The organism is Kitasatospora sp. NPDC048715, from assembly GCF_043198905.1.
GTDB lineage: Bacteria > Actinomycetota > Actinomycetes > Streptomycetales > Streptomycetaceae > Kitasatospora > Kitasatospora lactacystinica.
Genome location: NZ_JBICVH010000014.1, coordinates 81376 through 93378, shown reverse-complemented (window position 1 = coordinate 93378; position 12003 = coordinate 81376). Strand labels below are relative to the sequence as shown.

Annotated in this window: 11 protein-coding genes and 1 riboswitch; of the genes, 3 read left to right on the top strand and 8 right to left on the bottom strand. The window is 76.0% G+C overall.

From position 1 onward, the window contains the following. Positions 1–3: 3 nt before the first annotated feature. Positions 4–951 (bottom strand): EamA family transporter, encoded by a 948-nt coding sequence (locus ACGFSC_RS25350; RefSeq protein WP_359903420.1) that lies wholly within the window; start codon positions 949–951, stop codon positions 4–6. A 140-nt stretch (positions 952–1091) separates the two neighbouring features. Here ACGFSC_RS25350 and ACGFSC_RS25345 point away from each other — a divergent pair, with 140 nt between their 5' ends. Next, a complete protein-coding gene (locus tag ACGFSC_RS25345; protein WP_359903417.1) occupies positions 1092–1601 on the top strand; it encodes a MarR family transcriptional regulator in 510 nt (169 codons plus the stop codon). Positions 1602–1687: 86 nt separating this feature from the next. Then, on the top strand, positions 1688–2140 hold the full coding sequence (locus ACGFSC_RS25340) for a hypothetical protein (protein WP_359903415.1): 453 nt from the start codon (positions 1688–1690) through the stop codon (positions 2138–2140). Between the two features lie 97 nt (positions 2141–2237). Here ACGFSC_RS25340 and ACGFSC_RS25335 read toward each other — a convergent pair whose 3' ends face one another. Beyond that, the gene (locus ACGFSC_RS25335) at positions 2238–3419 is read right to left on the bottom strand and encodes an FAD-dependent monooxygenase (protein WP_359903412.1); all 1182 of its coding nucleotides are present in this window, start codon (positions 3417–3419) and stop codon (positions 2238–2240) included. Positions 3420–3560: 141 nt separating this feature from the next. Here ACGFSC_RS25335 and ACGFSC_RS25330 point away from each other — a divergent pair, with 141 nt between their 5' ends. Further along, a complete protein-coding gene (locus tag ACGFSC_RS25330) occupies positions 3561–4148 on the top strand; it encodes a TetR/AcrR family transcriptional regulator (protein WP_359903409.1) in 588 nt (195 codons plus the stop codon). A gap of 128 nt (positions 4149–4276) precedes the next feature. On the opposite strand, the gene cpt is transcribed toward ACGFSC_RS25330, so the two are convergent. The 6 genes from cpt to ACGFSC_RS25300 form a co-directional block, all read right to left on the bottom strand. Next, on the bottom strand, positions 4277–4813 hold the full coding sequence (gene cpt / locus ACGFSC_RS25325; RefSeq protein WP_359903465.1) for a chloramphenicol phosphotransferase CPT: 537 nt from the start codon (positions 4811–4813) through the stop codon (positions 4277–4279). Between the two features lie 46 nt (positions 4814–4859). Further along, entirely contained in the window at positions 4860–6317 is a 1458-nt protein-coding gene (locus ACGFSC_RS25320) for a cobyrinate a,c-diamide synthase (protein ID WP_359903406.1), read from the bottom strand. 4 nt (positions 6318–6321) lie between these two features. Continuing rightward, complete coding sequence (gene cobO / locus ACGFSC_RS25315) at positions 6322–6927, bottom strand: cob(I)yrinic acid a,c-diamide adenosyltransferase (RefSeq protein WP_049655361.1); 606 nt, start codon at positions 6925–6927, stop codon at positions 6322–6324. 6 nt (positions 6928–6933) lie between these two features. Further along, positions 6934–9063 carry a putative cobaltochelatase gene (locus ACGFSC_RS25310; protein ID WP_359903404.1) on the bottom strand — a complete coding sequence of 710 codons (2130 nt, stop codon included), beginning with the start codon at positions 9061–9063 and terminating at the stop codon, positions 6934–6936. Between the two features lie 154 nt (positions 9064–9217). Further along, entirely contained in the window at positions 9218–10756 is a 1539-nt protein-coding gene (locus ACGFSC_RS25305) for a cobyric acid synthase (RefSeq protein ID WP_359903401.1), read from the bottom strand. Further along, on the bottom strand, positions 10753–11745 hold the full coding sequence (locus ACGFSC_RS25300) for a cobalamin biosynthesis protein (protein WP_359903398.1): 993 nt from the start codon (positions 11743–11745) through the stop codon (positions 10753–10755). Before ACGFSC_RS25300 ends, ACGFSC_RS25305 begins: the two co-directional genes overlap by 4 nt. A gap of 107 nt (positions 11746–11852) precedes the next feature. Beyond that, positions 11853–11985, bottom strand: a riboswitch (cobalamin riboswitch). Between the last annotated feature and the right edge of the window lie 18 nt (positions 11986–12003).

The following is a 12003-nucleotide window of genomic DNA, read 5'->3' as shown; positions in this document are numbered from 1 at the left end:
CGGTCAGCGGGCGGTGGCCGGTTCGGGCCGGGGGGTGGGCGCGGTGGTCGGTGCCGGTGCCGGTGCCGGTGCCGGTGCCGGGGTGCGGCGGGCGGGGGCCTGGCCGACGAGCATGGCGGCGAGGGCGAGGAGAAGGCCGAGGAGCTGCCAGGGGGTGAGGGTCTGGCCGAGGACGACGAGGCCGCCGAGGGTGGCGACGACCGGGTTGATCAGGCCGAGGAAGGATGCCGGGCCGGCGCCGAGGTGCTCGATGCCGCGGAACCAGAGGAAGTAGCCGAGCGCGGTGCCGAACAGGCCGAGGTAGGCGAAGCCGGCCAGGTTGGCGGCGCTGAGGGCGGGCGGCGCGCCCTCGACCACGGCGGCGAGCGGCACGAGGAAGACCGAGCCGGCCAGGAGCTGCCAGGCGGTGAGGTCGAGCAGGGTGGCGCCCTCGGGGCGGCCCCAGCGGCGGGTGAGGACGGTGCCCATGGCCATCAGGGAGATCCCGGCGACCATCGAGGCGATCCCGACGCCGTCCAGCCGGGCGCCGCTCTTGAGCACCAGCAGGGCCACTCCGCCGACCCCGACCAGTCCCGCGATCACCGCCCGCCGTCCGGGCCGCACCCGCAGCACGCCGATCGAGAACCCGGCGACGAGCAGCGGCTGGATCGCCCCGATGGTGGCGGCGACGCCGCCGGGCAGGCGGTACGCGCCGACGAACATCAGCGGGAAGAACAGCCCGATGTTGAGCATCCCGAGTGCGGCCGCGCGCCCCCACCAGCGCCCCTTGGGAAGTCGGCGGCCGATCAGCAGCAGGAGCAGTCCGGCCGGCAGGGCGCGGAGGGCGGCGAGCAGCAGCGGGCGGCCCTCGGGCAGCAGCTGGGTGGTGACGAGGTAGGTGGTGCCCCACGCGGCCGGGGCGAGTGCGGCGGTGACGGCGATCCCCGCGCGCTTGCGGTCCATGACGGCCATGACGTCCCCCTGAACGTTGATTATCTGAACGTTGAGATACTTTCTACGCCCAGGATCGGAGAACGTCAAGTATGTGAATGTTAAGATATCTGTGTTGGACGGAAGGCTTCGGAACGGACGGCCCCGGGAGGGCGGCGGACATGCAGCAGCGCGACACCGTGGACGACATCGTCGAGCAGTGGGCCCGGGCCCGCCCCGACCTGGACGCCGGGCCCATGGCCCTGATCGGCCGGCTCCGACGGCTCAACGTCCGGGTCGACAACGCCCTGCGCGAGTACTTCACCGCCTGCGGCCTGGACTCCTCCGAGTTCGACGTGCTGGCCACGCTGCGCCGCTCCGGGGAGCCGTACGAGCTCAACGCCCGCGCGCTGCTCAAGTCCGCGATGGTCACCTCCGGCGCCATCACCAACCGGGTCGACCGGCTGTCCGCCAAGGGCCTGGTCGAGCGCAACCCGTGCCCGAGCGACCGCCGCGCCGTCCTGGTCCGCCTCACCCCGGCCGGCAAGGAGCTGATCGACGGCGCCCTGGCCGGCCACGTCGGCAACGAGGAACGCATCCTCTCGGCCCTCGACGCGGACGAGCGCACCCGGCTCGACGCCCTGCTGCGCAAGCTGCTCATCGCGCACGGGGACACCGAGCCGCTCCTCTGAACCGGGGCCGGGTGCGCCGCGCCGCGTGTCCGGCCGTGTCCCGGCCGCGTTGTCCTCTGCGGAAGCCCAGCGGAGGAGAGACCCCGATGAACGAGAAGACGCCCAGGGACATCGCCGTCGACGACCAGCTGCGGGCCGCCGGCGCGGAGGGCGCCCGGTGGCTCACCGCCTCCGGGTGGGGGCCGCCCGTCAGGGTGCCGCTGCAGCACGCGGCGAAGTGGCAGCAGGAGACCCGGGCCCGGATGCTGGCGGCCCAGCAGGACGAGTCCTGCACGTGGTGCGACCACCTGCTGCACGGCGGCCCCCAGCCCGTCGTCGTGCACGCGGAACACCCGACCCACCTGATCTGCCGCGCCTGCTCGGTCGCCGCCCGCCCCCGCCGCGTCTGCCTGGACTGCGGGGAGCCGGCCTCCTCCGAGTCCCCGGCCGACGGGCGCGAGGACGTCTTCATGGGCGCGGTGGCGATCTACACCCGGCTGCGCTGCGTCGCCTGCCACCGGTCCGACCCGCTCGACGGCACCTTCGGCAAGCTCGCCTGACGGCCGCCCGGACCCCGCCCCCGCGCCTGCCCCGGCCGCGGCTCCGAGAGCCGCGGCGGACGTGCTCGGTGGACGTGTGCGGCGGAGGGCGGTCCCCTCACGCCGCCCCGCCCGGGGTCGGCGGCCGCCAGTTGTACGTCCGGGCCGCGCGGCTCAGCAGGGCGCGGGCGGGGAGCAGGCCGGCGAGGGTGAGGGCGGTGGTGCGCAGGAAGGCGGCGGCGGGGGAGCGGAGGGCGACGAGGTCGCCGATGCGGCGGGAGCCGGCGACGACGGCGGTGGTGCGGGGGAGCCGGGCGGCGGTGTAGGCGGGCAGGGCGGCGGCGGGGTCGGTGCCGGGGGTGAGCGGGGAGGCCAGGACGAGGGCGTCCTCGATGGCCTGGCAGGCGCCCTGGCCCTGGAAGGGGCACATCGCGTGGGCGGCGTCGCCGAGGAGGGCGACCCGGCCGTGGTGGTGGGCGGGCAGCGGGTCGGCGAGGTCCCGGACGTCGTGGCGCAGGACCCGCTCGGGCTCGGCCAGGGCGAACAGTTGCGGTACGGGGGCGCACCAGTCGCCGTACCGGCGCAGGAGTTCGGCCCGCTCGTCCCCGTCGGCGGCCCGTTCACCGGCCGGGGCGAGGGCGGCGCCGTACACGTAGACCCGGCCGTCGGCGAGCGGGACGATTCCGGCGAGCTTCCCGCGGCCCCACACCTCGCCGGCGGCGGCCGGGAGGCGGCCGGGGGTGACGATGGTGCGCCAGGTGGTGAACCCGCTGTAGCGGGGGCCGGGGTGCCGGGGGAAGAGCAGGCTCCGGGTCGCGGAGTGGATGCCGTCGGCGGCGACGACCAGGTCGGCCGTCTCCTCCCCGTCGGCGGTGCGGACGACGGCGGGCCCGGTCGTGCTGCCGGGGGTGACGAGGGTGGCGGGCGAGCCGGTGCGGACGGTGCCCTCCGGGAGCGCGTCGACCAGGGCGGTGATGACGTCGGCGCGGGCGACGGCGGCGATGGTGTCGCCGAAGCGGGCCTCGAAGGCGGACGTGCTGGTGCGGACGAGCCAGCGGCCGGAGGGGTGGCGCAGGCCGACGGCGGGGTGCGGGGTGGCGAGGGCGCGCAGGTGCCCGCCGATGCCGAGCCGGTCGAGGCAGCGCAGGGCGTTGGGGGCCAGGGCGAGTCCGGCGCCGACGGGTTCGAGGGAGTCGGCGCGCTCGTGGACGCGGACGGGGACGCCCTGTCGGTGGAGGGCGAGGGCGGCGGCGAGGCCACCGATGCCGCCGCCGATGACGATCGCCTGGTGCAGGCCCATGAGGGAGCTCCTCTTCTCGCGCGCTCTGGCCACTACAGGTGTAGTGTCCGGCGCACCGAACGGTACTACACGTGTAGTGAGTCGTAAACTACGGCTGTAGTGAGTTGGGGGAGCCTCTTCGGAAAGGCCATGATCGGACCCATGACACCCCCGCGCCCGACCCTGATCGCCGACGCCGCCATCGACCTGATCGCCGACGCCGGCCTGCGCGGGCTCACCCACCGCGCCGTGGACGACGCGTCCGGCCTGCCCGCCGGCTCGACCTCCAACCTCGCCCGGACCAGGGCCGCCCTGCTGGAGCTCGTGCTCACCCGGATCGTCGAGCGGGAGACCGCCGACTACCCGGTCCTCGTCGAGGGCGAGCTGCCGGTGGTTGCTGTTCCGCCGCGCGAGCTGCTGGCCGAGGTCGGCGCCGAGGTGCTCTTCCAGGCGCTCACAGGCGGCCGCCGGATCACCTTGGCCCGCCTGGAGCTCGCCCTGGAGGCCACCCGCAGGCCCGAGCTGCGCTCCCTCTACGACCGGCTGGGCGCGCGCTTCGCCCAGCGCGCCGCCGAGCTGCTCGCCGCCGCCGGTTCGGGCGACCCGACGGGGGACTCCCGCCGGTTGATCCGCTGGTGCGACGGCGTGCTGTTCAACGCGACGGCCGGCAGCGGGCACTGGCACGTGCCGATGCCCGAGGAGCTGCGCGAGGAGATCGACCGCTACCTCGCCGTGCTGCTCGACCGTTAGGCCCGGGATCCGGCGGCGCCGGCGGCGGTCCGGGTCGTCGACCCGGCGCTCGCCGCCGTCGTCACCCGCGCGCCGGCCATCGGCCCGGAGCAGCGCCCGGCGGACGGTACCGCCCGGCCGGCGGCGGCTCAACCGTCGGACGCCACCCGCCCGGCGACGAGCCGGGCGCAGTCGTCCACCGAGGCCCGCGAGGTGTCGACGACCAGGTCGTAGGCGACGCCCTGGTGCACCGCCGAGGCCTGCGCGGCGGCCATTCCGGCCGCCCGGTCGCCGCGCGCGGCCTCTCGCGCCGCGGCCACCGCAGGATCGCAGCGCACCCCGACCCAGAGCACGTCCAGACCCTCCAGCGCCGCCCGCCACCGGGCCTGCGAAGCGGCGCCGCCGAGGAACACCTCGTCCACCACGATCCGCGCCCCGGCCCGGGCCATCGCCGCCACCCCGAGCGTCCAGGCGGCGTCCAGCGCGGCGAAGACCGGGCCGACCTCGACCGTCCCGTTCCCGCCCTCCAGCCCGCCGATCCCCTCGCCGCCGTCGCGCAACGACGCCGGCAGTGCGTCGACCATGGTGTCCGCGCCGAGGTGCAGCCACGGGTCCGGCAGAACTTCCTGCAGGCGCCGGGCGATGCTCGACTTGCCGGAGCTGGACCCGCCGTTGAGAACGATCACATGCATGGGCGGAGCCTATGGCCGCACACCCCGCGGCGTCGCCGCGTTATCCGGGGGTGCCCCAGGGGGCGGGACGAGCCGCGGACTGCACGCCTCCGGCCGCTCCCGCCGCGAAGCCCGCTCCCGCCGCGAAGCCCGCCCTGGCCGCGAAGTCCGCCGCCGCGGCCGTGAAGGAGGACGCCAGCGCCGGTGCGCCCGCCCAGTGCAGGTGCAGGTAGGAGGCGTGCACGTTGCCGCCCGCGAAGCCCTCGGTGCGGGGGCCGGTGGGAAGGCGCCAGCCCCAGGCCGGGAGTTCGCCCGCCCCGGGTTCGCAGACCGTGCGGTGGAACTCGTGGCCGCGCAGCCTGGTGCCGGCCGGGCCCAGCGGGGAGTCGTGCAGGGCGACCGCCTCCCGGTAGCCGAGGGTGAGCCGCTCGGTCATCCGGGCGTCGGTGGCCAGCACGCCGCACATCGGCAGGCCGTCCAACTCCCGCCCCAGGTAGAGCAGTCCGGCGCACTCGGCGGCGATCGGCCCGCCCGCGGCGGCGAACCCGGCGATGGCGGCGCGAAGTTCGGCGTTGCCGCTCAACTCGCGCACGTACAGCTCCGGGAAGCCGCCGCCGATCACCAGGCCGGCCGTGTTCTCGGGCAGCGACGAGGCGTGCAGCGGGTCGAACGGGACCACCTCCGCGCCCGCCGCGCCGAGCAGTTCGGCGTTCTCGGCGTACGAGAAGGAGAAGGCCGCGCCGCCCGCCACCGCGATCCGCGGCCGGCCGGCCACCGGGGTGACCTCGGCCGACGGGTCCCACGGTTCGGCGTCCAGGTCCGGTGCCGTCCGGGCGAGTTCGAGCAGGGCGTCCAGGTCGACCGAGGAGGCCACCAGTTCACCCATGTCGGCGACCGCCCGCAGGGCCTGCGCCGAGCGCTCCACCGCCGGGATCAGCCCGAGGTGGCGGGACGGCGTGGCGACCGCCGCGGAGCGGCGCAGCGCGCCCAGCACCGGCACGCCGGAGCCCTCCTCCAGGGCCTCGCGCAGGAGCTGCTCGTGCCGGTCGGAGGCGACCCGGTTGAGGATCACTCCGGCGAGCCGCACCTGCGGGTCCCAGGAGGCGAAGCCGTGCACCAGCGCGGCCACCGAGCGGGACTGCGAGGAGCCGTCCACCACCAGCACCACCGGCGCCCGCAGCAGCTTGGAGACGTGCGCGGTGGAGGCCAGCTCCCCGCGCCCGGAGGCCCCGTCGAACAGGCCCATGACCCCCTCGACCACCGCGACGTCCGCCCCCGCCGCGCCGTGCAGGAACAGCGGTGCGATCCGCTCCGGCCCGCACAGGAAGGCGTCCAGGTTGCGGCCCGGGCGCCCGGCGGCGAGCGCGTGGTAGCCCGGGTCGATGTAGTCGGGGCCGACCTTGTGCGGCGACACCGCCAGCCCGCGCGCGGCGAGCGCCGCGATCAGGCCGGTGGCGACGGTGGTCTTGCCGGCGCCCGAGGAGGGCGCGGCGACGACGAGGCGGGGGACGGTGCTCAACGGCCTACCACTCGATACCGCGCTGGCCCTTGCGGCCGGCGTCCATGGGGTGCTTGACCTTGGTCATCTCGGTGACCAGGTCGGCGAATCCGGTCAGCGCCTCGGGCGCGTACCGGCCGGTGATGACGACGTGCTGACTGCCCGGACGGTCCTTGAGCACGGCCACCACCTCGTCCGGGTCGACCCACCCCCAGTGCATCGGGTAGGTGAACTCGTCCAGCACGTAGAAGCGGTAGGTCTCGGCCGCGAGGTCCCGCTTGACCTGCTCCCAGCCCTCCTTGGCCGCCTCCTCGCTGGACATCTCCTGCTCGGCGGAGCGCTGGATCCAGGACCAGCCGGAGCCCATCTTGTGCCAGTCGACGGTGCCGCCCTCGCCGGAGGCGCCGAGCACGCGCAGCGCGTTCTCCTCGCCGACCTTCCACTTGGCGGACTTCACGAACTGGAACACCCCGACCGGCCAGCCCTGGTTCCAGGCCCGCAGCGCCATGCCGAACGCGGCCGTGGACTTGCCCTTGCCGGGGCCGGTGTGCACGGCGGTGATCGGCAGTGTGCGGCGCTGACGGGTCGTCAGGCCGTCGTCGGGGACGCTCTCGGGGACACCCTTGGGCATGTCGGCTCAGGCCGCCTTTCGCATCGCGGTGGTTGCACGGTTCGCAGAACGGTTGTCGGACCGGCTCTCGCGGACGAGCGAGGCCACGCCCTCGGCGCGCAGCTCGTCCAGGCCGACGGCGGTGCCGCCGAGCAGCCCGGCCAGGGTGCGGGCCAGGCCCAGGCGGACCGGGCCGGACTCGCAGTCCAGCACCACGCTCGCCGTGCCCTGCGCCGCGAACAGCGCGGCCGCGCGGTGCGAGCGGGCGAGCGCGTCCCGCCCGCCGGTGGCCCGGCCGTCGGTCACCACGACCAGCAGCGGGCGCCGGCTCGGGTCGCGCAGCCGCTCCACCCGCAGCACCTCGTGCGCGCGCAGCAGGCCGGCGGCCAGCGGGGTCCGCCCGCCGGTGGGCAGCGACTCCAGCCGGGCCGCGCCGACCTCCACCGAGGAGGTGGGCGGCAGCGCCAGCTCGGCACCCGCGCCCCGGAAGGTGATCATGCCGATCTTGTCGCGGCGCTGGTAGGCGTCCATCAGCAGCGACAGCACCGCGCCCTTGACGGTGGTCATCCGCTGCCGGGCGGCCATCGACCCGGAGGCGTCCACCACGAACAGCACCAGGTTGGACTCCCGCCCCTGACGCACCTGTTCGCGGAAGTCGTCCTTGTGCACCACCAGCGCCCGCCCGCTGCGCCCGCGCGCCGCCTGGTGCGGCGCGGCGGCCTGGAGGGTCGCGGTCAGGTGCAGCCGGCCGAGCGCGCCCTGCGGGCGGCGGGCGCGGATGGTGTGCCCGCCGGTGGTCTCGGCGGGGGAGCGGCGGCCCTGGGCGCCGTGCCCGGTGCCCTTGACGGTGAACAGCTGGGTCCGGTACGGGTCCCCGGCCGCAACCGGCGCCGACTCCCGTGCGGGGGAGGGGTGTTGGGCGGGCACGGGCTGCTGCGCCGGCTCCTCGGGGCCCTCGGGGGAGGGTGCCTCGGGGGCTGGCGGCTCGGGAGCGGACCCCTCGGGGCCGCCGTCGGACGGCTCGGGCGCGCCGCCGCCGTCGGGGCCGCCCCCGTCCGGACCGCCCTCCGGCCTGTCGCCGTCGCCGTCCGGCCCGTCGCCGTCCGGGCCGGATCCGTCGCCCTCGGGCTCCGGCTCCTCCTGCTGCGCGTGCTCCTCCAGCGTCCGGTCCAGCTGCTCCTCGTCCAGCCCCGGCGCGTCGAAGGGGTTGCGGCGGCGCCGGTGCGGCAGCGCCAGCCGCGCCGCCTTGCGGACGTCCTCCTCCTGCACCTCGGTGCGCCCGTCCCAGGCCGCCAGTGCGACGGCCGTGCGGGCCATCACGATGTCGGCGCGCAGCCCGTCCACCTCGAACGCGGCGCACACGGCGGTGATCTGACGCAGCGCCACATCGGTCAGCTCGACCTTGGGCAGCAACTCCCGCGCCGCGACGATGCGTTCGGCGAGAGCCCGCTCCTCCTCGGCGAACCGCTCGGCGAAGCCGGCCGGGTCCGCGTCGTAGGCGAGCCGGCGGCGGACCACCTCGGCGCGCTCGGCCGGATCCCGGGTGGCGGCGATCTCGACGGTCAGGCCGAACCGGTCGAGCAGCTGCGGCCGCAGCTCCCCCTCCTCCGGGTTCATCGTGCCCACCAGCAGGAACCGGGCCGCGTGGCGCACCGACACGCCCTCGCGCTCGACGTAGGAGCGGCCCATCGCGGCGGCGTCCAGCAGCAGGTCCACCACGTGGTCCTGGAGCAGGTTCACCTCGTCGATGTAGAGCACGCCGCGGTGCGCCCTGGCGAGCAGCCCGGGCTCGTACGCCTTGACGCCCTCGGCCAGCGCCCGCTCCAGGTCGAGCGAGCCGACGATCCGGTCCTCGGCCACGCCGACCGGCAACTCGACCAGCTGGGCCGGCCGTTCGGAAGCGGGCGGGGAGACGTGCGGCCCGTCCGGGCACTGCGGGTCGGGCGCGGCCGGGTCGCAGGCGAAGCGGCAGCCGTCCACGGTGGCGATGGACGGCAGCAGGCCGGCCAGCGCGCGCACCATGGTCGACTTCGCGGTGCCCTTCTCACCGCGCACCAGCACGCCGCCCACGGCCGGGGAGACCGCGTTCAGCAGCAGCCCGAGCCGCAGGTCGGCCATGCCGACGATCGCGGTGAACGGATAGCGGACGTCACTCATGCCGTACCCCACTCCTGTCGTGCCCGGTTCCGCGGCACCGTCCGGTCCTGTGATCCTGTCCGGTTCCGTGATCCTGCCCGGCTTCGTGATCCTGCCTGGTCCCGTGATCCTGCCCGGCTCTGCTGCCGTAGCCGGCACTGCCGCCGTACCCGGCTCATGCGTCACTCCCAGGGGCCCCGGGCGGGACGAACGGCAGCGATCCGGCCGCCGGCACCCCGCCCTCGATCAGCTTCCACAGCGCGTCGGTGTCGGCGTGCTCCTCGATCAGGTCGCCCAGCCGGTCCAGCCGGGCCTCGCGCGCCGCGGCGAAGGAGGTGTCCGGGGCCGGGACGAACGCCCGGCCCGACAACGCGGCGACCTCGCGCAGGAGTTCGCGGCGGAACCCGTCGTTCTCCAGCGCGCCGTGCCAGGTCGTGCCCCAGACCGGGCCCACCCGGCAGCCGTCCAGACTCCGTCCCCGGCCGTCGGAGACGAACGGGTCCCCGCCCTCGACGGTGACCACCCCGTGGTGGATCTCGTAGCCCTCCACCCGCTGCCCGAACGCCTCGCCGACCGGCCGCGCCAGCACCTTCTCGGCGCCGAACCGCACCTGCGTCGGCAGCAGGCCGAGGCCCTCGACGGCCCCCGCCTTCGACTCGACCTCGTCCACGATCGAGCGCGCCAGCATCTGGTAGCCGCCGCAGACCCCGAGGACCGGCAGCCCGGCCGCCGCCCGCGCCCGCAGCGCCGGCTCCAGGCCGCGCTCGCGCAGCCAGGCGAGGTCGGCGACGGTGGCCCGGGTCCCGGGCAGCACCACCAGGTCGGCGTCGGCCAGCTCCTCCGGGCGGGTCGCCCAGCGCACCAGCACGCCCGGCTCCTGCGCGAGCGCGTCCATGTCGGTGAAGTTGGACAGCCGCGGGAAGCGCACCACGGCCACCCGCAGCACGTCCGCGCCGTACGGCCCGGGCCCGTCCGCCCGGTCCACCACCGTCGACAGGTCCAGCGAGTCCTCGGCGTCCAGCCAGAGCCCGGGCAGCATCGGCAGCGTGCCCAGCACCGGACGGCCGGTCAGCCCGTGCAGCATCTCCAGCCCGGGCGCGAGCAGCCGCGCGTCACCGCGGAACTTGTTGACGAACCAGCCGGCCACGTGCCGCTGGTCCTCCGTCGACAGCAGCGCCAGCGTCCCGTACATCGCCGCGAAGACCCCGCCGCGGTCGATGTCCCCGACCACCACCACCGGCAGGGCGGCGGCCGTCGCCAGGCCCATGTTGGCGATGTCGCGGTCGCGCAGGTTGATCTCGGCGGGCGAGCCCGCGCCCTCGCAGACCACCACGTCGTAGCGGCCGCGCAGGTCCGCCAGGCACTCCAGGGCACGTTCCAGCAGGACGGGCTTGCGCTCGCGGTAGTCCAGCGCGCCCACCTCCGCCACCGGCCTGCCGAGCAGCACCACCTGGCTGCGGCCGTCCGCGCCCGGCTTGAGCAGCACCGGGTTCATCGCCGCCTCCGGCTCCACCCGGGCGGCCTGCGCCTGCATCGCCTGGGCGCGGCCGATCTCGGCGCCGTCGGCGGTGACGAAGGAGTTGAGCGACATGTTCTGCGCCTTGAACGGCGCGACCCGCACGCCCTGGCGGACGAGCCAACGGCAGATCCCGGCCGTCACCACGCTCTTGCCCGCGTCCGAGGTCGTCCCCGCGACCAGCAGCGCCTTGCTCATGCCCGTCCCCTCTTCCTCAGCAGCATCCGCAGCAGGACGTGCCCCGCGACCGTCGTACCCAGCGCCAGTGCGCCCACCCGCCGGGAGAGCGCACAGGCGCGCTCGATGTCGTCCACCGTCACCGGCCGCAGCTCCGCACCCAGCACGGGCCGGTGCTCCACCCGCTCGCCGTACCGCAGCGCCCCGCCCAGCCGTACGCCCACCGCGCCGGCGAACGCCGCCTCGGCCTGGCCCGCGTTCGGGCTCGGGTGCGCGGAGCCGTCGCGCCGCCAGACCCGCCAGGCCGTACGGGGCTCGGGCGCGGCGGCCACCGTCAGCAGCGCCGTCAGCCGGGCGCCCGGCCAGCCCGCCAGGTCGTCCAGCCGGGCCGAGGCCCAGCCGAACCGGGCGTGGCGCGGCGAGCGGTGACCCACCATCGCGTCCAGGGTGTTCACGGCGCGGAAGGCCAGCAGGCCGGGCGTGCCGGCCAGGGCGCCCCAGGTCAGCGCGTTCACCACGGCGTCGGCGGTGTTCTCGGCCACCGACTCGACCACCGCCCGGGCGATCTGCTGCCCGTCCAGCGCGCTCGGGTCCCGCCCGCACAGGTGCGGCAGCCGCTCCCGGGCGGCCGCGAGGTCGCCCGCGGCCAGCGAGCGGCCGATGGTGCGCGCCTCCCGGGTCAGCGAGGTGCCGCCGAGCACCGTCCAGGTCGCGGCCGCCGCCAGCACCGCCCGGCCCAGCGGACGCCGGCCCACCGTACGGTCCAGGGCGAGCGCGCCCGCCGCGACCGCGCCCACGCACAGTGCCGTGTACCCGGCCCCCGCGCCGCGGTCGTCGCGCCACAGCCGACGCTCCAGCCGGGTCGCGGCGCTGCCGAAGACGGCCACCGGATGGCCCCGGCGGGGGTCGGCGAAGCGGGCGTCGGCGACATGGCCCGCGACGGCGCCGAGCGCGAACGCGGCGGCGCGGGCCAGCGGGCGCGGCGAGGAGGAGGGCCCGAGCGGGGTCATCGGGGGCACGGCGGAAGGCAGCTCGGAGTCCGGTGGGGCGGGGCAGCCTGCATCGCGTGCGTGTCCTCACTCAGGGTCCGCGCCCTGGATCGACGTGACGGGGGCGAGAGTCTCCTGGCTTCCGGGTCGAACGCACCCCCGGAGCCTTCCAGCGGCCGTCGACGGCCGCCGTGGCGATGTTCCGAGCGTGCTCCCCGGTGACAGTGGCGGGACCGCGCCGGAATTCCACCGGCTTCCTCTCCATGCCTCCGTTTGGCC